At 64.9% G+C, this 18,937-nt stretch carries 20 protein-coding genes; 5 read left to right on the top strand and 15 right to left on the bottom strand.

Annotated elements, in window-relative coordinates; translation table 11 throughout:
- Positions 1 to 67: 67 nt before the first annotated feature.
- Entirely contained in the window at positions 68 to 445 is a 378-nt protein-coding gene (locus LN996_RS11855; protein ID WP_231340580.1) for a helix-turn-helix domain-containing protein, read from the top strand.
- A 24-nt stretch (positions 446 to 469) separates the two neighbouring features.
- Here LN996_RS11855 and LN996_RS11850 read toward each other — a convergent pair whose 3' ends face one another.
- Positions 470 to 1,219, bottom strand: a complete 750-nt coding sequence (locus tag LN996_RS11850; RefSeq protein WP_091464813.1) for a 3-hydroxybutyrate dehydrogenase — start codon at positions 1,217 to 1,219, stop codon at positions 470 to 472.
- Positions 1,220 to 1,223: 4 nt separating this feature from the next.
- On the bottom strand, positions 1,224 to 2,612 hold the full coding sequence (locus LN996_RS11845) for an MFS transporter (RefSeq protein WP_231340579.1): 1,389 nt from the start codon (positions 2,610 to 2,612) through the stop codon (positions 1,224 to 1,226).
- Between the two features lie 137 nt (positions 2,613 to 2,749).
- Here LN996_RS11845 and LN996_RS11840 point away from each other — a divergent pair, with 137 nt between their 5' ends.
- On the top strand, positions 2,750 to 3,646 hold the full coding sequence (locus LN996_RS11840; RefSeq protein WP_231340578.1) for a LysR family transcriptional regulator: 897 nt from the start codon (positions 2,750 to 2,752) through the stop codon (positions 3,644 to 3,646).
- A gap of 19 nt (positions 3,647 to 3,665) precedes the next feature.
- Here LN996_RS11840 and LN996_RS11835 read toward each other — a convergent pair whose 3' ends face one another.
- From LN996_RS11835 to LN996_RS11810, 6 genes are all read right to left on the bottom strand, one after another.
- Positions 3,666 to 4,493: an ABC transporter ATP-binding protein gene (locus LN996_RS11835; protein WP_231340577.1), complete on the bottom strand. Its 828-nt coding sequence runs from the start codon at positions 4,491 to 4,493 to the stop codon at positions 3,666 to 3,668.
- 23 nt (positions 4,494 to 4,516) lie between these two features.
- Complete coding sequence (locus LN996_RS11830) at positions 4,517 to 5,605, bottom strand: iron chelate uptake ABC transporter family permease subunit (RefSeq protein WP_231340576.1); 1,089 nt, start codon at positions 5,603 to 5,605, stop codon at positions 4,517 to 4,519.
- Positions 5,602 to 6,711, bottom strand: a complete 1,110-nt coding sequence (locus tag LN996_RS11825; RefSeq protein WP_231340575.1) for a Fe(3+)-siderophore ABC transporter permease — start codon at positions 6,709 to 6,711, stop codon at positions 5,602 to 5,604. The genes LN996_RS11830 and LN996_RS11825 overlap by 4 nt, the downstream gene beginning before the upstream one ends.
- Complete coding sequence (locus tag LN996_RS11820) at positions 6,712 to 7,593, bottom strand: siderophore-interacting protein (protein ID WP_231340574.1); 882 nt, start codon at positions 7,591 to 7,593, stop codon at positions 6,712 to 6,714.
- Positions 7,590 to 8,543 (bottom strand): ABC transporter substrate-binding protein, encoded by a 954-nt coding sequence (locus tag LN996_RS11815; protein ID WP_231340573.1) that lies wholly within the window; start codon positions 8,541 to 8,543, stop codon positions 7,590 to 7,592. Before LN996_RS11815 ends, LN996_RS11820 begins: the two co-directional genes overlap by 4 nt.
- A 135-nt stretch (positions 8,544 to 8,678) precedes the next feature.
- Positions 8,679 to 9,545, bottom strand: a complete 867-nt coding sequence (locus LN996_RS11810; protein ID WP_231340572.1) for an AraC family transcriptional regulator — start codon at positions 9,543 to 9,545, stop codon at positions 8,679 to 8,681.
- Between the two features lie 40 nt (positions 9,546 to 9,585).
- Between LN996_RS11810 and LN996_RS11805 the strand changes: the two genes are divergently transcribed.
- Positions 9,586 to 11,358 (top strand): ABC transporter ATP-binding protein, encoded by a 1,773-nt coding sequence (locus LN996_RS11805; protein WP_231340571.1) that lies wholly within the window; start codon positions 9,586 to 9,588, stop codon positions 11,356 to 11,358.
- Positions 11,355 to 13,109: an ABC transporter ATP-binding protein gene (locus LN996_RS11800; RefSeq protein WP_231340570.1), complete on the top strand. Its 1,755-nt coding sequence runs from the start codon at positions 11,355 to 11,357 to the stop codon at positions 13,107 to 13,109. The genes LN996_RS11805 and LN996_RS11800 overlap by 4 nt, the downstream gene beginning before the upstream one ends.
- Here LN996_RS11800 and LN996_RS11795 read toward each other — a convergent pair.
- From LN996_RS11795 to LN996_RS11765, 7 genes are all read right to left on the bottom strand, one after another.
- Positions 13,092 to 14,015: a spermidine synthase gene (locus LN996_RS11795; RefSeq protein WP_231340588.1), complete on the bottom strand. Its 924-nt coding sequence runs from the start codon at positions 14,013 to 14,015 to the stop codon at positions 13,092 to 13,094. The genes LN996_RS11800 and LN996_RS11795 overlap by 18 nt on opposite strands.
- Before the next feature lie 98 nt (positions 14,016 to 14,113).
- Positions 14,114 to 15,022 carry a sucrase ferredoxin gene (locus tag LN996_RS11790; RefSeq protein ID WP_308102719.1) on the bottom strand — a complete coding sequence of 303 codons (909 nt, stop codon included), beginning with the start codon at positions 15,020 to 15,022 and terminating at the stop codon, positions 14,114 to 14,116.
- Between the two features lie 57 nt (positions 15,023 to 15,079).
- Positions 15,080 to 16,291, bottom strand: a complete 1,212-nt coding sequence (locus LN996_RS11785) for a cupin domain-containing protein (RefSeq protein ID WP_231340569.1) — start codon at positions 16,289 to 16,291, stop codon at positions 15,080 to 15,082.
- A gap of 3 nt (positions 16,292 to 16,294) precedes the next feature.
- Positions 16,295 to 16,579, bottom strand: a complete 285-nt coding sequence (locus LN996_RS11780) for a hypothetical protein (protein ID WP_231340568.1) — start codon at positions 16,577 to 16,579, stop codon at positions 16,295 to 16,297.
- Between the two features lie 68 nt (positions 16,580 to 16,647).
- Positions 16,648 to 17,166: a GNAT family N-acetyltransferase gene (locus LN996_RS11775; protein WP_231340567.1), complete on the bottom strand. Its 519-nt coding sequence runs from the start codon at positions 17,164 to 17,166 to the stop codon at positions 16,648 to 16,650.
- Positions 17,167 to 17,838: an O-methyltransferase gene (locus LN996_RS11770; protein WP_231340566.1), complete on the bottom strand. Its 672-nt coding sequence runs from the start codon at positions 17,836 to 17,838 to the stop codon at positions 17,167 to 17,169. It lies immediately after the preceding gene.
- A gap of 40 nt (positions 17,839 to 17,878) precedes the next feature.
- Positions 17,879 to 18,211 carry a thiamine-binding protein gene (locus LN996_RS11765; protein ID WP_231340565.1) on the bottom strand — a complete coding sequence of 111 codons (333 nt, stop codon included), beginning with the start codon at positions 18,209 to 18,211 and terminating at the stop codon, positions 17,879 to 17,881.
- 92 nt (positions 18,212 to 18,303) lie between these two features.
- Between LN996_RS11765 and LN996_RS11760 the strand changes: the two genes are divergently transcribed.
- Positions 18,304 to 18,933: a TetR/AcrR family transcriptional regulator gene (locus tag LN996_RS11760; protein ID WP_231340564.1), complete on the top strand. Its 630-nt coding sequence runs from the start codon at positions 18,304 to 18,306 to the stop codon at positions 18,931 to 18,933.
- The last annotated feature ends 4 nt before the right edge of the window (positions 18,934 to 18,937 follow it).

The following is an 18,937-nucleotide window of genomic DNA, read 5'->3' as shown; positions in this document are numbered from 1 at the left end:
ATCACAACCAGTGCTTTCATGGATAACTTCCCGAAAGAGAGTACGCACTTAAAGGTAAGGTACTGACATGAAAGTAAGTACCCTCTTGGCTCCCCTCCCGGCCGGCGTCGCGGACGGCGTCTTCCCAGCCGGCTGCCCGAGCCGGACGGTACTGGACCACATCACCAGCAAATGGGGCGTGCTGATCCTGCTGTCGCTGTCCGAAGGAGATCAGCGATGGAGCGAACTGCGCCGACGGGCTGAGGGCATCAGCGAGAAAATGCTGGCCCAAACCCTGAAAACGCTCGAACGGGACGGACTGGTACGCCGCGACGCACGACCCGTCATCCCTCCGCGCGTGGACTACAGCCTGACTGAACGCGGCCGCGAGCTCACGGCACTGCTGATCCCCCTGGTGACCTGGGCCTTCGATAATGCCGAAGAAATCATCGGCGGCCAAAGTTAGCCCGGATTCCCCCGCCAACCGGGCCTACCGGGCCGACCAACCACCGTCCATGGTGTAGCTCGCGCCGGTGACCATGCCGGCGTCGTCGGAGGCCATCCAGGCTGCCAGCGACGCAACTTCCTCCACCTCCACCAGGCGCTTGACCGCGGACTCCGTCAGCATCACTTTGGCCAGGACTTCGGCTTCGGGGATGCCGTGGAGCCGGGCCTGGTCGGCGATCTGCTTCTCCACCAACGGCGTGCGTACGTAGCCCGGGTTGATGCAGTTGGACGTGACGCCGTGCTCGCCACCCTCCAAGGCAGTGACCTTGCTGAGTCCCTCAAGGCCGTGCTTGGCGGAGACGTACGCGCTCTTGTAGGCGGAGGCCCGGAGGCCGTGGACCGATGAGATATTGATGATCCGGCCGAACCCGTTGGCATACATATGCGGGAGCGCGGCCCTGATGAGGAGGAACGGAGCCTCCAGCATCAGGGCCAGGATCCGCCGGAACTCCGCGGGTTCAAACTCCTCGATCGGCGCGACCTTCTGGATGCCGGCGTTGTTGACCAGGATGTCGCAGTCGAGGCTCAGTGCGGCCAGGGCGTCCACGTCCAGCAGATCAACCGTCCAGGCGGTGCCGCCCAGCTCGTCGGCCAAGGCCGCGGCTCCGGAGGCATCGACGTCGGCCACTACTACCTTCGCCCCGCGGGCGGCGAGGGCCCGGGCACAGGCGGCCCCGATTCCGCTCGCGCCACCGGTCACCAGGGCTTTGCGTCCGTTCAGGGAGTTGTCCATGGGTCTAGCCTTTCGAAGCGGATGAAGTAGCCAGCCCGTGCCGGATCGCGTCGGCCTCGTCCACCTCTTGGAGCGCGATGCCCTTGGTTTCCTTGAGCGAAACGACGGCGACGACGGTGATGGCGCACGCGACCACAAGATAGATCGCGGTGGGAACCCACGAGCCTGTGTCCTTGAGCCACTGGGTCGCCAGGAGCGGCGCGAGTGAGCCGGCGAAGATCGACGTGACCTGCGAGCCGAGGGAAACGCCGGAGTAGCGCATGCGGGTGGGGAAGAGCTCGGACATGATGGCCGGCTGCCCGGCGTACATGAAGGCATGCAGGCAGAGGCCGATGGTCACGGCGAGCACGATCACCACAGCGTTCCTGGTGTCGAACATGGGGAAGGCGAAGAACGGCCAGGTTGCACCGGCGATCGCGCCAACCAGGTACACGGGCTTGCGTCCCCATGAATCCACCAGTCGTCCCACCTGGGGAATGACCAGGAAGTGGATGACGTGGGCGATCAGCAGTGCCATCAGGAGCGAGGACGTGTCGTACTTGTGGACGCTCTTGAGGTAGACGATGGCGAAGCTCACCACCAGGTAGTACATGATGTTCTCCGCGAAGCGCAGGCCCATGGCCTGGAGGATTCCCTTGGGGTACTTGCGGATGACCTCGCCCACGCCGTAGCTGATGGCCTTGGACTCCTCCACCTGCGCCTTGGCCTCAAGGAAGATCGGGGCTTCGGTGACGTGGGTACGGATGTAGTAGCCAACGAACACGATCACGGCAGACAGCCAGAACGCGACGCGCCAGCCCCAGCCGAGGAAGGCCTCGCTGCTGAGCGTGGTGGACATGACGAACAGGACCAGGGTGGCCAGGAGGTTGCCCACCGGCACGGCAGCCTGCGGCCATGAGGACCAGAAGCCGCGGGACTTGTTGGGGCTGTGCTCCGCCACGAGCAGAACTGCGCCGCCCCATTCCCCGCCGAGCGCGAAGCCCTGGATGAAGCGGAGAGCCACCAGCATGGCCGGTGCCCAGTACCCGATTTCCATGAAGCCCGGGAGGCAGCCCATCAGGAAGGTGGAGACACCCACGATCACGATGGTCAGCTGCAGGGTGGGCTTGCGGCCGAGTTTGTCACCGATCTGGCCGAACACGATTCCGCCGAGTGGCCGGGCTACGAAACCCACAGCGTAGGTGATGAACGCCTGGATGATGCCGTCCAGTTCGTTGCCCGTGCTTGGGAAGAAGTACTTGCCGAATACCAGGGTGGCGGCGGTGGCGTACAGGAAGAACTCGTACCACTCCACCACGGTGCCCACCATCGACGCCGCGACGATCTTCTTCAGGCCGGAGCCCTTGCCGGCGTCTTTCCCGGCTCTTGATGCGGAGCGCTGCTCTACGCTCATATCCATCTCCTCAGTGTCCTCTTTGACCCTTGTGAACGTGATGTGATCCACAACACGAAATGCTCCACTGAGTATTGCCGCAGATTTGCCGCGCCTCAATGACCAAAGAGGCACCATGTGTGTGCAAAATTGCAGATATGAAGCCGAATCCCGATGACCTTCTCATCTTCCTGGCCGTCTCACGTTCAGGAAAATTCACGACGGCGGCCCAAGCCTTGGGGCTCAACCACACCACCGTTTCGCGCAGGATAGCGGCGCTGGAGAAGGCGCTGGGCGGCAGGGTCCTTGCACGAGCAGCCGGTGGTTGGGAGGTGACGGAGTTGGGCACCGAAGCCGTGCAGGCCGCAGAGCGTATCGAAGCTGCGGTGGGCACGCTGGGACCCAGCGACCGCGCACCAGACCCGATTACCGGCGTCGTGCGCATGACCGCGACCGATGGCTTCAGCGCATATATCGCGGCCCCAGCGGTGGCGCGCTTGCGGAGGGCGCACCCCGGGCTGAGTGTCGAGATCGTGACAGTGACCCGGCGGGCATTGCAGCAGCGGTCCGGTTTGGACATCGAGGTGGTGGTCGGGACGCCGCAGGTGCACCGTGCCGAAGCGATCAGGCTCGGCGAATACCGGCTGGGAATGTACGCGTCCCGCGCGTACTTGAAGGACCACGGGTCACCCGCCAGCGTCGAAGAGCTCACGGAGCACCAACTGGTCTACTTCGTGGATTCCATGCTGCAAGTGGACGACCTGGATGCGCCCCGCAGGTTGGTCCCGACCATGCGCGACGGGCTGAGCTCCACCAATGTGTTCGTCCACGTCGAGGCCACCCGGGCAGGGGCAGGCATCGGGTTCCTGCCGTGCTTCATGGCCGATCGGCACGCGGATTTGGTGCGGCTCCTGCCGTCGGACTTCGCCGAGCTCCTCCCCTACTGGATGGTCCTCCGCCCGGACTCCATGCGCCGCCCCGCGGTAGCCGCCGTCGTGCAGGCCTTGCGTGAAGAGACGGAGAACCGGCGGGAGGAGTTGTTGGGCGCAGGCTGAGGTCCACCCCGCGGGTAAATCAAGACCCCAGCGGGATCACCAGCGGCGTGTGGCTCACGGGATCGTCGATCACGATGCACGGCAGCCCGAACACGTGCTCCACCAGCTCGGCCGTCACAACATCGGCGGGCCGGCCCTCGGCAACCACTGCGCCGTCCTTCATCGCGATCAGGTGCGTGGCATAGCGGCAGGCGTGGTTGAGGTCGTGGAGCACGGCCACCAGGGTGTTGCCTTCGCCATTGAGGCGCCGGAACAACTCCAGAAGCTCGATCTGGTGCGCGATATCAAGGAACGTGGTGGGCTCATCCAACAGGAGCAGAGGGGTTTGCTGAGCGAGGACCATGGCCACCCACACGCGCTGCCGCTGCCCGCCGGAGAGTTCGTCCACCAATCGGCCGGACAGCGAGGTCACGTTGGTGGCCTCCAGGGCGGCAACGACCGCGGCCTCATCTGCCTCAGACCACTGACGCAGCAACTTCTGGTGCGGGTAGCGCCCCCTGGCAACGAGGTCCGCCACGGTGATCCCGTCGGGCGCAATGGAGGTTTGCGGCAACAAACCGAGACGTCGGGCCACCTCCTTGGCACCGTAGGACGAGATGCTCTTGCCGTCCAACAGCACGGACCCGGAGCTGGGCTCCAGCAGCCGGGACAGCGCCCGCAGCAGCGTCGATTTACCGCAGGCATTAGGGCCCACGATGACCGTGAATTCGCCGTCGGGAATCCGCACGTCCAGCGCCGAAGACACAGTGCGGCCCGCGTAACCCAGGCTCACGTTCTCGGCCCTGAGGCGCGCGGCACCCGGCGCCAGCCCAGGAACAGGAACCGTTTCAAGCACCACGTCAGTCATAGCAATCTCCTTCAATTCTTCACTCATTGCCGCTTCACCTCACGGGCAAGGAGCCACACGAGGTAGCAGCCACCGATGCTGACGGTCACTACGCCCACGGGCAGTTGGATCGGCGCGAAAAGGTTTTGCGCCACGATGTCGCTGGCCACCAGGAGGAATGCACCCATGGCGGCAGAGGGAACCATTCCCACGGAAGCGGAACGGGTCAGGCGGCGGGCCAGCTGTGGTGCCGCCAAAGAAACAAAGGCAATGGGACCAGCCGCGGCGGTGACCATCGCGGTCAAAGCCACGCCCACCACTGCGAGGACCAGCCGCGAGCCTTCCAGCCGGACGCCCAAGGCCCGGGCGGCGTCGTCGCCCATCTCCAGGAGCCCCAACCGCCGCCCGTACAATGACAGCACCGCCAGCAGCACCACGAACACGATCACCACCGGCAGCACTTGGTCCCATGTGATCTTGTTCAGGGACCCGGCACCCCAGACGGCAGCGGACATGGCCTGCTCCAAGGACGCCTTGAGGATCATGAAGGTGTTCACCGACGCCAACATGGCGCTCACTGCGATGCCGGCAATGATGAGCCGAAAACCTTGGATGCCCTTCTTGAAGGCGAACAGGTAAACCAGCGCGGCAGTCACCAGCCCGCCCACCAGCGCACCGGCAGACACGGCAAAGTAGCCGCCGCCCATCAACAGGATGACCACCAGCGCTCCTGTGTAGGCGCCGGTGTTGAAACCGATCACGTCCGGGCTTCCCAGCGCGTTGCGGGTCAGCGATTGGAAGATTGCCCCGCTGACCCCCATGGCCGCCCCCAACAACAGGGCCAGGAGGACACGGGGCAATCTCCACTCCACCACCACCATGTGCACGGCACCGCTGGAGTGCCCCAGCAGCGCCGAAACAACGTCCGGTACCGCAACGCTGAACTCGCCCAGGCCAAGGGCGACGACGGCGAGCGCCAGTGCGGCGGCAAACAGGACGGCGGTGACAACCAGGGTGCGGACGTCGACGCGAAGTGAGACGCGTCCGCCAAAATGGCGAACGGCGAAGGTGCGACGACCGAAGTCGATGGAAGACGCACGATCAGCGGACGTAGCCTGATCAACCGAAGTCATAGCGTGCTCACTTTCCGGCGTCGAATGAGCCAGATGAGGACGGGTGCGCCAACGAATGCGGTGATGATTCCTACCTGCATTTCGCCGGGGCGGAGAACGAGCCTGCCAAGAATGTCGGACACCAGGAGCAGCACGGGCGAGAGCACCAGGGTGTAGGCCAGGATCCAGCGCTGGTCCGGCCCAACGATCCACCGGGCGACGTGCGGAACCATGAGCCCTACGAATCCGATAGGGCCGGCGGCTGCCGTCGCGGCGCCGCAGAGCAGGGTGACTGAGACGATGGTCCAGATCCGGGTTCGCACAATGTTGGCACCAAGCGACCTGGCGGTATCGTCACCCATGGCAACGGCGTTCAAGGGTCGGGCCATGGCGAGGGCGATGAGGGTTCCAACCAGGATGAACGGTGCCACGGTGGTGAAGATTTCCCATGTGCGGTTGTTCAAAGTACCCGCGCTCCAACTGCGCATGCTGTCGAAAACGGCGGGGCGCAGGAGCGTGATGCCGGACGAAATACCGCCCAGGACAGCGCCCAGGGCAACTCCGGCAAGGGTGAGTCGGAGCGGGGTTGCCCCTCCCCTGCCCCGCGACCCTATGAAGTACACAGCCACAGTGGCCACCACGGCACCGGCGAAGGAGAACCAGATGTAGTCCTGGATGCTGGTCACTCCGAAAAGTGCCACTCCCAGGACCACGAAGAAGCCCGCACCAGCGTTGACGCCCAGGATGCCGGGGTCCGCCAACGGGTTGCGTGTCAGCGCCTGGATCAGTGCCCCGGACAGTCCCAGGGCAATGCCCACCACCACGCCGGTGACGGTTCGGGGCAGGCGGAGGTCGTGGATGATCACGTGTTCCGGCGAGCCGTCGTATGCGGTGATCGCGGGCCACAGCTTGGCCATGTCCACGTCTTTGGAGCCCACCACCAGGCTCAACCAGAGAACCAGGGCCAGCACGGCGACCGCCCCCAGCAACCCCAGGAACCGGTACCGGTTCACGCCCGCCAAGCCCGCTGGGCGTGGACCACCCTGGCGCGCGTCCTGGGCAGAAACCGGTGCCGCGTCCTGCGCTTGAGGTGCAACAGAACGCGGCGCCATGGTTCCGGACGCCATTTAGAGGCCCAGCAATTCGAACTTGGCGTCCTGCAGGTCCACGATTTCCTCGCGATCCCGCTTCTCGTTGGACCAGAGGTCGTCGAACCAGCGCCGGGTTTCGGCGTCGAGGTTTTCCCAGCGCTCTTCCCAGGCTTCGCTCTTGTCCGTCCAGTAGCCGATCAGCTTGTAGGACTCGGGCGTGAGCTTCTTTTCGTGCCGAAGATACTTGCGGATCCCACGCAGCACCTTGGTCTCGCCGGCCACCCAGATGTAGCCGACGCCGCCGGGGAACTCCATGCTCTTGAGGACCTCGTCCAGCCGGGACTGGCTGTGGCCGTTCCCGCCGTGAATCCATGCGACTTCCGTTCCAGCGCCGAGCGTCAGCTCCTGCTGGTGCGACGGGTCCTCAACCTCGATCAGCACACGCGTCCGGACACCCGGCGGCGTCTGCTCCACCAGCCGGGCAACAGCCGGAAGGCCAGTGGCGTCGGCCAGCAGGATCTGCCACTGCAGCCCGGCCGGCGGTTCATACAGTCCGGTAGGCGAGTTAAGCCCGACGGCGTCACCCACCTGGGCGCGCTGCGCCCACGAAGCTGCCAAACCGCCGTCGTGGACGACGAAGTCGATGTCCACGGTTCCTGCAGCGGCGTCCACAGCGCGGACCGTGTAGGTCCGCATGGCGGACGGTTCGACGCCCTCGGACCAATCCCAGGAGTCCCCGGTGGAGATCGGCAGGCGAGCCTCATGGGTGCCCGGATCCGGCAGGAACACACGGAGGTATTCGTCGCCGACACCCGTGGTGTCGAAGCCGGCCAGCCCTGGACCGCCAAAGGTGATCCGGACCATTCCGGGGGTGAGCTTGCGGGTAGCGACTACCTCGGCCCGGTAGATGCCCATCATGACAGGAGGGCCTTTTCGAACTTCTCCAGCAGTGCGTACTGGCCGCTCGGGGAGCCGTAGATCATTTCGAGGTCGTAGGTGTGGATCTGCTTGTTGGCCACGAAGGGCAGCGAGGTCCACAGCTTGTTGTTGGCCAAAGGAGCGAAAGCATCAGGGTTGGCGCCGTCCTTTTCGGGGACCTCGGTGGTGATGATGGCGTCGATTCCGTTGAGCTGTTCGAGCTGCTCGGCGCTGAGTTTGACGCCTTCACCATCGGCCAGCGGGGAAACCTTCAAACCGAGGTCTTTGATGACCAGGCACGGCGTTCCGTAGCAGCTGACCGATACTTGGTCTTCGTAGTAGTCCACCGGGCCGATGACCAGGTCACTCTTGCCTGCCTCGGCCAGACGCTTCTTCACGTCGTCAACCTTGGCCTGGTACTTGTCCATCCACGCCTGGTACTGCCCGGTCTTGCCGAAGGCCTCGGCGACGGTCTTGAACTTGGTGCGCCAGTCGCTGCCGTCGAATCCGTTGAAAGTGTAGGTCGGGGCGATGTCGGAGAGCTTGGCGTCAAGCTCCTTCTCGTAACCCAGGCCGTTCAGGATGACATCCGGCTGCGCCTTGAGGATGGCCTCAAAGTTGAACTCCGGGTAGTTGGTGAACGGTGTGATGTCCTTGAGGGCGTCCTGGTCGAAGAAGTACGGGAAGCCCGAGTAACCGCTGTCGCGGATGGGCTGCTGGCTGGCAAGCGGAATCCCGAGGGTGATGAGCATGTCCAGGTCCGTGGTGTACATGCCCAGAGCCTTCTTGGGCTCGGCCGGCATGACTACTTCCTTGACCTCGCTTTGGACCGTCCGGGTTTCCGATGTGGCAGTGGCGCTGGCGTCGGTGGTGGCGCATCCGCTCAGGAGAAGAGCTGCGGAGGCCAGGGCCGCAACGGCGGCGGACATGGTTTTGGTGCGTGAAATCACTGCGGTCCTCTTGATTCTCAGGGGAGTTGGGGAAGCTCCCGTTGGCGCCGCGACCCGTTGATGGATTCTCTGAGCGGCTACCGAAGTTAGGTATACCTACCCTAACAATGCATCGACCCCTGAAACCGCTCGATTCTATTCGGAACCGGCCAAAGAGTGGTGGTTTCCGGCCTTAAGTGAGGACACGTACCAACCGGGGGTGTGCCCCATGACCTTCCGGAACACCTGAACAAAGGCGCTGGGGTTGTTGTAGCCCACCCGCCTGCTGACGGACGACACCGGATACCCCGCCGCCAGCAATCCCAGCGCCACGCGCACCCGGGCATGGATGCGCCACTGCGCAAACGTCATGCCGGTTTCCTTGTGGAACAAGCGGGACAGGTTGCGGACACTGATGGATACTTCGATGCTCCATTCCTCCAGCGAGCGGTCCAGGGCGGGGTTGTCCAGGAGGGCGCGGGCAATGAGTTCCAGCCGCGGATCGGTGGGCATCGGCAGCAGCATGGGGCGCGCATCCACTACGTCGAGCAACCCCAGCACCACCCGCTCCGAACGCCTCCTCAGGGAGTCGTCCATGTCGAAATTGCTCATATGGCGCAACAGCTCCTGAGCCGCAGTGGGCACCGTGACCGCCACAGTCCGAGCTGCCAGGTTCGGGGCAACCCGCGCATCAATATGCGAACAGTAAAACCCGGTCCCCTGCGTGGATTTCACGGCATGGACCACGCCCGCAGGAATCCATAGCCCCAAGGTGGCCGGAACAGCATAGAAGCCGCCATCGGCCTCAACAGTCAGCACGCCACGGGCACCCCATAGCAGCTCATGGGTTTCGTGGACATGTTCAGTCCACGTCGCGGGCGTGGCGCACTCGAAGTATCCCGTGTAGACGCCGTACACCGGAAAGGACGCCGGGTCCTCGTCGGGGGCTACCGGCCGCAAGTCCGGCTCTGCATCCACCGGCGGTACGGACTGTCCGGATTGCGATAAAGCTTGGCGGGTCATCTGGCCTTCTTGAAGTTAGGTGAGCCTTACTATGGTAAGCATGCCCTCCAGTTCTGCCATTCCGTCCTGCCCACCCGGGCGTAACAAGCAAGCACCCTGGAAGGTCTCCAGACTCTTCACCGTCGCACTGTTCGCCAACGGCCGCTGGAAGCTCCTGCTGGCCGGTTGTGCCGGGCTTGGACTGCATCAGGTCAGCGAGGCTTTGGTCCCTGCAACCATCGGCGCCGCAGTGGACAACGCCATTCAACCGAACAATTTCGGCGCCCTCCTCGGATGGCTCGGCGCGTTGGCTGTGGTGTTCGTCGTGCTGGCACTTTCCTGGCGGCTTGGCACACTGGCCACCGAGCGTTCCTTCCTTCTGAGCTCCCACGACCTCCGGCAACTTGCCGTGGAGCGCACCCTGCACCCCCGCGGGATGGCCGCCCGGCGCGCACCCGGCGAAATTGTTGCCATTGCATCCTCCGACGCTGACAGGGTGGCCGGCTTGGCGTGGCTGATCGCCGGCGCCCTCGCTGCCACGGCCGGCGTCGTCACATCAGCCGTCACACTCCTCCTTATTTCCGTCCCTCTGGGACTGGCCGTCCTCATTGCGACTCCCGTGATGCTGCTGGTCATGCGCCGGCTCACCAAACCTTTGGAGGACCGAAGCGACGTGGAGCAGTCGACGGCGGCCCGCGCTGGCGCCCTGGCGACGGACTTCATCACGGGATCACGACCCCTCAAAGGCTTGGGCGCCGAAGATGCAGCCGTGACCCGCTATCGGACCGCCAGCCGGACCTCCTTGGTGGCGGGGTTGCGGGCTGTCCGCTCCCGATCTGCCTACAACGGCGCCAGCACCGCGCTGTCCGCAGCGTTCCTGGCCGGAATCGCCTTCTTCGCGGCCTGGTTCGCCGTCCAGGGCAGCATCACAGTGGGACAGTTGGTGGCAGTTGTTGGCGTGACCCAATTCGTTCAGGGCCCCATGACCGCCCTTGGCTTCCTCAGCGTCGAACTCGCTCGGAAGCGCGCCTCAGCGGCCCGCATAGCAGTCCTGCTCGCGGAACCGGATGCTGTCCCCGCACCTGAATCAGAAGAACGCACGACGGCGGCAGCCGCCTCAGCAGCAACGCTCACCTCCCGGGGCGAACCAGTCCCGCTGCTGGAACTCCGGCCCGGCTCCGGCGACGCTGCTTTCCCTCCCTTCACAGCCTCGGCCGGCGAAATCGTGGGCGTCGTTCTTCCCAGCGGTACTCAAGCCCGGCTCCTGGTGGACACCCTGGGCTTTCGCACGCCCGCTCCCCGCGGATTGGTGGCCATCGATGGCCAGGACGCCGCAGACCTGGACCCGGTCCACGTCCGGTCCAGGATCTTCGCAGACAGCCATGACGGAGTGCTGTTCCGCGGCAGTGTCCGCGAGAACGTCGCAGCAGCCGACGCCCAACTGGAGGAACGCGCCATGGCAGCTGCCGCCGTCGGGGACTTCGTCTCGCAACTGGCCGAAGGCACCGAAACTGTACTTACCGGGCACGGCCAGAGCCTGTCCGGCGGTCAGCGTCAGCGACTGGTCCTGGGCCGTTCCCTGCACCAAAAGCAAGCGGTGCTGGTCCTGCACGACCCCACTACCGCCGTCGATACCGCCACCGAAGCCGTGATCGCAGATGGCTTGCGGAACTTCCCTGACAAGGCCTTGGTGCTGGTGACCACCAGTCCCACGCTGCTGGCCGTCTGCCACCGGGTGGTGATGGGCGGAAGCGGCGCTGCCGCATCTGAAACCGGCACGCACCGCGAACTGCTTGCCACGTCCGCTGGCTACCGCGAGGTGGTGGGCTCTTGAGCACCGAAATCCTTCCCATTGCCACACCCCGCGAAACCCGGAAGGCCATGTGGCGCCTGCTGGCGCAGCGGCCCGGCCGACTCACCCTGACCATCCTGGTGCTGCTGGCAGCATCCTGCTGTGGGCTGGCGGCACCGGCCATCCTGGGCATCATGGTCAATATTGCAGCCAGCGGCGGAGACGTCATGGCCCTGCTCTGGCTGGCGATCGGGCTCTTGGTTGCCGGTGGCCTGGGTGCCCTGCTGGGCATACTGGGACAGAACCTGCTGGCCCGGATCTGCGAGGAAGCCCTCGCCGGACTTCGCGAGGAAGTGTTCGCCGCAGCTGTCCGCAAGCCGCTCGCGCAACTCGAAAAGGCAGGCATCGGCGACGTCGTGGCCCGCGTGTCCGGCGACGTTGAGGCCGTCAGCGAGGCAATTTCCGGAGTACTGCCCGCGTTTACCAGCGCGGCCTTCACCATCGCCGTGACGCTGTTGGGCCTGGGCGTGATCGACTGGCGCTTCGCCGTCGCGGTGCTCATTGCCGCCCCGTTGCAGGTCTTCACCCTCCGCTGGTTCCTCCGGCGCACCGCACCCATTTATCGGACTGTCCGGATTACCGAGGCCAACAGGACCGAGCAGATCATCGAGACGGTTCACGGATCCCCTTCCGTCCTGGCCCTTGGGCTCGGGGCACGTCACGCCGACCTGGTTGCTGCCGCTTCCCGGGAGAACATCGGCCATGCACTCAAGGGCGTCAACTACCTGACCCGCTTCTACAACCGCCTCAACCTGGCGGAACTCATCGGCCTGTCCGCCGTGCTGGTGGTGGGTTTCTGGCTCCATGCCGAGGGCGCAGTGACCATTGGTGCGGCCACGGCTGCCGCACTGTACTTCTACCGGCTTTTCGATCCGATCGGCCTTGTCCTGGGACAGTTCGACGAGCTCCAGAAAGCCGCGGCCGGCCTGGGCCGGATGTTCGGCCTGACCATGTCCGCGGCGCCGGCCCCCGCCCCGACCAGGGCACCGGTCACTGACGCCGGCATCGTCCTGGACAACGTCACGTTCGCCTACCCCGGCCAGCGCCCCGCCCTCCGCGGCGTTTCCCTCACCGTGAAGCCCGGCGAGCGAGTGGCGATTGTGGGAACCTCCGGCGCAGGCAAAACCACCCTGGCCAAAGTCATCATGGGATTGGAACATCCGGGAAGCGGGACGGCCTGGGTGGGTGGGCTGGACTCCGCGGCGGCTCCCCCGGAAGACTTGCATGAGCGCATCGCCATGGTCAGCCAGGAGGTGCACGTCTTCTCCGGCACGCTCGCCGAGGACCTCCTGCTCGCCAAGCCCGACGCTTCCGATGAGGAACTTACGCGCGCCCTGCAGGATGTTGGGGCTGCCTGGGTTGAAACGCTCGACGACGGACTGCAGACGTCCGTAGGTGCCGGCGGCCACCAACTCACACCCGAGCAGGCGCAGCAGTTGGCGCTTGCACGCCTGATGCTCAAGGACCCGCCCATCGCGGTCCTGGACGAAGCCACCGCTGAGGCAGGAACGGGCTCGGCCACCATGCTGGATCAGGCCGCCGAGGCTGCGCTGGCAGGAAGGACGTCCGTGGTGATCGCGCACCGCCTGTCCCAGGCTGCCTCGGCGGACACCGTAGTAGTGATGGACCACGGTGGGATTGTCGAGTCGGGCTCCCACCAGGAACTGTTGGCTAACGGCGGCCGCTACGCAACGCTCTGGGAGGCGTGGAACAGCTCACTCAGCCGGAGCTGACGCCGGCTCGGGGGCCGGCTCCGGCGCTGGGTCGTGCCGGACCGGCGTACCTGCGGCGAACGCGCGCACCTTGGCGTCATCCCAGATGTGCGCGGGGACGCCGCCGCCCAGGAGCTTACGGGCCAACGTGGGGTCTTCACCGAACGGCGCATGGCTCCCTGCCATGATCATGTTGCCGTAGCGGCGGCCCTTCAGCATGGCGGGGTCGGCGATGATCATGGTGTGCTCGAACGTGTCCGCGATGGTGGCAGCATCGGCCCGGGCGTTCTTGAGGTCCGGGGCGTCACCGGAATTGACCACATATAAGCCGTCGGGGGCCAGGACAGCGTCCGCATACGCAGTGAATTCACGGGTGGTGAGGGCACGGGGTGTGAAGGCTCCGGCGAATACATCGCGAATGATGAGGTCGCGGGTGTCCGGAGTGAGTGACTCGGTCACGTGCCGGGCCTCCCCCACACGGATCCGCAGCAAGGGGGCCTTGGGAAGATCGAACCAGCCACGGACGTAGTCGGCCAGTTTGCCGTCGAGCTCAACAACTACCTGACGGGCCTCGGGGTAAGCGGCATGGAAGTAGCGCGCCATGGAACAGGCACCCCCGCCCAAATGCAGTGCGCGGAGTTTCGGTTTCTGCTCCCGCGGCCACCGCGATTCCACCAACGCCGCGATCCAGCGCATGTATTCAAAGTCGAGGAACAGCGGATCGGCGAGGTCGATGTGCGAGCTCATCACACCGTTGATCTTCAGGAGCCAGCCGTTGGAGTTGTCCTGGTCCGGGACCAACTCGCAGTCGCCGGTATCGATGTAGTAAACGCCCGCCACCGGACCGTCAGGACGGGCGCCGACCGGCACCTCGACGACTCCCGCCGTCGACCTCTGAGACCTGCTTGGTTTACCGCGTTTCGCCACTACTGCCGCCCTGTCCCAGTCATACTTCAAGCCTAGTGGAGCATGGGGACGGAGGTATCGACCGTCGACTGCTGGCTCGTGCCGGTGGTCCACAAGTGTCAGGAGCTGCGGATGGAGATGGGTTCGTAGACGGTGGCCGAGCCTGCCGCCGGGGCCCGGCACGTCAACTGGCTCGCCGGTTCGCGGCGGGCTCGCAGCTCCACGTCGATCATTGCCGGGTGGGGTGGGCGGCCAGTGACATGGAGGTGCCAATAGTCGCCCTCGCGCAAGGACTCAGTGACCAGAAAGTCATTCCGGCCGGCAGGACCGAAGCGGTCGAGCACGGCCACGACAGCAGCTTGTTGCGGTGGGGATAGATCCGTATACCCCCGAAGGAATTCTGCGTGGATGAGGCCTGCGAGATGATCCTCAACGGTAGCGACGGCGGACTTCGCATCGAGTCCGCCGTAGTACACACCGTCCGGAGCGACGACGACGTTGGCTGCGAACCTGTCACCCCCAATGTGGGAGCACTCCCATACCAGCTCCGGCCACCGCTCACCGAGCGCACGCCCCACGGGCAGGCCCCGCACTGCGCAACAAGGATCATGCCGACCATGCGCACAGACCAGGATGACCGGCGGGTAACCGGGCATTCCAGGTGACGCCAGTGCTGGAACAATATCGGCAAGGTCCCCATCCCGAGCCCACGTTCCCCAGAGTTGTTGATAGGCGCCGGTGCTTTGATGGCGCAGCACCGCCCAACGGCTCGGACCGCGGCTCTGGCGGGGGCCAGGCCGCCGGACCAGGAGAACCCGTGCTCGCGCCGTCCGCGCTGCCGCCAACACCAGGGCCTTGGTCCCAGCCTCCAGCTCAAGGCCGTCGAAGCCGGTGGATGGCCACCCACCCCGGTGCTCTATGAGGACCCAAACCACGCCTGGTGACGCCGTGCCCGCCATCGAGTCGCCGCGTATCCGGGCGCTGTCCGCGCAGAAGAAACGTCCTGTTGCGGCCACCGGGGTCGTCACTGTCCACCGTCACTGTTCAGCTCAAGGTCCCTGTCCAACTCAACGTGACTGTTCAACTCAGTGCGACTGTTCAGCTGGGACGAGAACGCCTGCGCGTAACAGCCTTTCGACGAGTTCAATGCCGAGATCGGCCGCGAGGTGATCCCCGCCGTCCAGCAGGCGCCTTACAGTCGACAAATTTGCCTCGGCAAAGTCGAGCCAACCCACGCGGGTCGTCAGGCGTGAGCCCTCGAGCCTGGCCTCCAAGGCATCCCGAAGCCGCACCAGCGACTCGGGGCCGAGGCCCTCGACGGCCGCGAGCTGGGCGACGGGACCAAGCGGAGACGGGCGTCCCTGTCCCCTCCGGGTGCGGTGGAAAAGGGAAGCGGAATCAGCCTCGACGACTGCCTCGGCGAGACGTTTACGGACGGCGGCGATGTCCCCATCGGGTCCATCGACGCCCAATGGCAGGGACCGGCGCATCTCGGGATCGTCGTTGAGAGCCGCCAATGCGGCCTGGGCGAGCTGCTCGGCCAGCGCGTAGCGGGTCCAGTTATGGACTCCCAGTGTGAGATGGATCGAGACCTTGCCCTGGGCCTCTGCGGCGTGCAACCATCCACGCGGCAGGTAGAGGACGTCACCGGGCTCGAGGACCGTATCGATGTAGGCCTTGCCCTGAGCGGCCTCGGCGACGGCGGAACGGCGATCGGTCCAAGGCTGGCTGCGCAGCGGGTCCACATGGACTGGCTCATGGATGATCCAGCGCTTGGTGCCCTCGATTTGCAGGACGAAGACGTCGTGGATGTCGTAGTGATCGTCGAAACCACGGTTCTGAGGCGGGGTGATGTAGGCATTGGCCTGCACTGGATGTCCGAGCTCGGTGCTTAGCTGGGTGCTGAAGCTCGATACCGGCTCCCATGTACGATGCAGCGCCTGCAGGACAAGGGTGGCTCCGTCGGCGAATTTGCGCCAAAGTTCGGTGTCGTCGAGCTGGTCGGAGATGGTGGCCCCGACGCCTGCCGGGGAAGTGAATGAGGACTCTGGAAGTGTCGAGCCACCCTTGGCGACGCGCAGGAAAGGTGTCCGCAATCCGCGGCGCGAGACCAGTTCGTCGACGGCGTTGGCCGAGAACAAATCAGAGAAGTCACTGACACCACGCGTGAGCAGCGCGGTCCGCCCCCAGACGTCGCGGGCGAACCTCTCATAGCCGATGTCGATCAGGCGCGTTTCCAGGACCCCGGCATCCTTGACAGCTCCGGGGTCCTGGAAATCAGTGCTGGTGGAACTCAAAACCTAGCTGCCTGGTCTTTCGGCGCCACTATCCGCGCCACCGTCGGCGCCACCATCCGCGCCGCCGTCGGCACCACCATCGGCACCACCATCGGCGCCACCATCCGCGCCACCATCGTGGGTGCCAGGGACTCCGGCCGCACCGCCGTCTGCCGGGCCTTCAGCACCACCATCCGCGCCGCCGTCGGCACCACCATCAGCGCCGCCGTCGTGGGCGCCAGGGACTCCGGCCGCACCGCCGTCTGCCGGGCCTTCCTGCTCGCTTGGATCCTGCTCTGGATTGGACATGCTTCCTCCCAAGAATCGAACCGGGCGATCCCCATCGACACCGCCCGTGATCACCATATCGAGATGAGTCAGCCCTGGGAACAGTCCGCGGGCGCTCCGGGACGCGCCATCCGATGTTCCGGCAGCGAATGCCACGAGGGATCGCACAACTGCCGTTTTCCGTCCGGCACAAAACCGTTGCGCCGGTAGAAAGCCTGGGCCCGGGGGTTGTCATCAAGGACCCAGAGGTAGGCCGGTCCGTCGCCGATCAAGGCATCCATCAAGGCCTGGCCCACACCACGGCCATGGATGCGCTCCAGGGTGTAAAGCATGAACAGCTCAACGTCGCAGGGGCCGTCCTCGTCCCTGCTGGGTCCGGCCGCCCCGAGCCCCACAAGATCACCGTCAGGACCGTGGGCCAGCATCCGTGTGTGCCCCGCTGCTATGAAGGCCCGGTACCGTTCGATGCGATCAGGCAGCGCCGCCTCCTGCTTTGCGAAGAACTCCGGAGGCAACAAGGACCCGTAGCTCTCGCGCCATGACTGGACGTGCATGATGGCCATAGCTTCGGCGTCATCCACCGTTGCCGGGCGAAGAGTGAAATCCACCTACCGCACCCGCGCTATCGCGAAACCGTCCCAGCCTTTGCTGCCAACGGTCTGAATCGCCGTGGCATCCAAGCGCGGATCCTGCCCCATCATTTCCAACGCCTTCACGATTCCGGGCGCATTGACATCGTCCCGCCCAGGTTCAAGGATGGCGCCGTCCCAAATGACGTTGTCCACCACGATCACCGTTCCCGGGTGGCCAAGCCTGATGGCCCACTCCAGGTAGTTGGAGTCGTTTTCCTTATCCGCATCAATGAAGACAAAATCGAACGATTCCTGGCTCGTCAGTGTGGGGAGGGTGTCCAGCGCAGCCCCCACCCGGATGTCCACCTTGTGCCCCACGCCCGCAGCATCCACGTTTGCCCGCGCTACGTCCGCGTGTTTCTGGAGGAATTCGCACGTAACTATCCTGCCGTCGTCGGGCAGTCCCTGCGCCATCCAGATGCTGCTGAACCCGGCCAGGGTTCCGATCTCCAGGACCCGCCTGGCTCCCGACATCTGCACCAGCATCCGCAACAGCTTGCCCGCGTTGGGCGCGACTTCGATGGCAGGCATGCCTGCCTCGACGGCGGATGTCAGGGCGCGCTGATGGGCAGGATCAGGACGGACGACGACGTCAGTCAAGTAACGCTCGACGTCAACCCACCCGGGTTCAGTCACGTGTTCAATCATGGCCCCCAGTCTGGCATCCGCGGCACCCCGGGGGAAGGATCTAGTCCGTGGCGGAGATGGCGTCTTCCAAGCGTTCCACCTTGCCGGTGAGCTCTCCGCTGTAACCGGGACGGATGTCTGCCTTGATCACCAGGGAGACGCGGCTCCCATAGCGGCCGACGGCCTCGGTGGCGCGCTTGACGACGTCGAAGACTTCGTCCCATTCACCTTCAATGGTGGTGAACATGGAGTCCGTTTGGTTCGGCAATCCAGACTCTCGGACGATCTTGACGGCGGCAGCTACGGCGTCGTGAACCGAAGCGTCGGGGGCCGGTCCCCCATTGGCGGCGGAAGCGGGCTGGCCCGATGGGGCGACTGAGAATGCAAGCAACATGAAATCCAGTGTTTCACGTGCTGGTTTGTCATATAACAACGTACTCCCGCGTAACAACGGGCCAGCAGTCCTCCGTTGCTAATCTGGCAATCATGGAACAGCCCTCTGAACGCAAGCCCCTCAGGGCCGACGCCGCACGCAATGTGGACAAGATCATTACGGCGGCCCGGCAGTGTTTCCGGGAACATGGCCCCGACGTACCCTTGCAGACCATTGCCGCCACCGCTGGAGTTGGCCCCGCAACGCTGTTCCGCAACTTCTCGGATAAAGAGCAATTGGTCCTCGCCGCGCTGTCCCGCCAGCTGCGTCAGCATGTGGACCCGGTGGCTGCGGATGCCCTGGGCGGCATGGACGCCGCTGAGGGCCTGATCAACGTCATCGACGCCGTGATGAAGGTCGCCAGCGACGATGCGAACCTGCTTGACGCCGTCGCCGGCCGACGCGGACTCCTCATGGGCATCACCGGCGGCCTCATCGGATCCATGGCGACCCTTCTTGAGCGCGGCCAGGGCCAAGGGTCCTTGCGACGTGACATCACCATCGAAGATATGGTCCGACTGGTTGCCATGCTGATCGGGGCAGTGGACACCATGGAACCCGGATCAGAAGCCTGGAAGCGTCCGGTGGCATTGATCGAAGACGCTATCCGCACCGAGCGCCCGTCCCGCCCGCTTCCTGAGCAATCGGATATCCCTGGCGTGACGTTTGCGGAGCCTCTCTAAGGTC

This window comes from Arthrobacter sp. AK01, from assembly GCF_021109375.1.
Classification (GTDB): domain Bacteria; phylum Actinomycetota; class Actinomycetes; order Actinomycetales; family Micrococcaceae; genus Arthrobacter.
The sequence above is the reverse complement of the archived record's forward strand: the minus strand, read 5'-3'. Positions and strand labels throughout refer to the sequence as shown.

What these genes read in the sequence shown, in the direction of transcription:
- LN996_RS11835 (WP_231340577.1), bottom strand. Translation starts at nt 4,493, where the DNA reads ATGACTGACGTGGTGCTTGAAACGGTTCCTGTTCCTGGGCTGGCGCCG.
- LN996_RS11845 (WP_231340579.1), bottom strand. Translation starts at nt 2,612, where the DNA reads ATGAGCGTAGAGCAGCGCTCCGCATCAAGAGCCGGGAAAGACGCCGGC.
- LN996_RS11760 (WP_231340564.1), top strand. Translation starts at nt 18,304, where the DNA reads ATGGAACAGCCCTCTGAACGCAAGCCCCTCAGGGCCGACGCCGCACGC.
- LN996_RS11850 (WP_091464813.1), bottom strand. Translation starts at nt 1,219, where the DNA reads ATGGACAACTCCCTGAACGGACGCAAAGCCCTGGTGACCGGTGGCGCG.
- LN996_RS11810 (WP_231340572.1), bottom strand. Translation starts at nt 9,545, where the DNA reads ATGACCCGCCAAGCTTTATCGCAATCCGGACAGTCCGTACCGCCGGTG.
- LN996_RS11770 (WP_231340566.1), bottom strand. Translation starts at nt 17,838, where the DNA reads ATGATTGAACACGTGACTGAACCCGGGTGGGTTGACGTCGAGCGTTAC.
- LN996_RS11820 (WP_231340574.1), bottom strand. Translation starts at nt 7,593, where the DNA reads ATGATGGGCATCTACCGGGCCGAGGTAGTCGCTACCCGCAAGCTCACC.
- LN996_RS11780 (WP_231340568.1), bottom strand. Translation starts at nt 16,579, where the DNA reads ATGTCCAATCCAGAGCAGGATCCAAGCGAGCAGGAAGGCCCGGCAGAC.
- LN996_RS11840 (WP_231340578.1), top strand. Translation starts at nt 2,750, where the DNA reads ATGAAGCCGAATCCCGATGACCTTCTCATCTTCCTGGCCGTCTCACGT.
- LN996_RS11830 (WP_231340576.1), bottom strand. Translation starts at nt 5,605, where the DNA reads ATGACTTCGGTTGATCAGGCTACGTCCGCTGATCGTGCGTCTTCCATC.
- LN996_RS11805 (WP_231340571.1), top strand. Translation starts at nt 9,586, where the DNA reads ATGCCCTCCAGTTCTGCCATTCCGTCCTGCCCACCCGGGCGTAACAAG.
- LN996_RS11855 (WP_231340580.1), top strand. Translation starts at nt 68, where the DNA reads ATGAAAGTAAGTACCCTCTTGGCTCCCCTCCCGGCCGGCGTCGCGGAC.
- LN996_RS11825 (WP_231340575.1), bottom strand. Translation starts at nt 6,711, where the DNA reads ATGGCGTCCGGAACCATGGCGCCGCGTTCTGTTGCACCTCAAGCGCAG.
- LN996_RS11765 (WP_231340565.1), bottom strand. Translation starts at nt 18,211, where the DNA reads ATGTTGCTTGCATTCTCAGTCGCCCCATCGGGCCAGCCCGCTTCCGCC.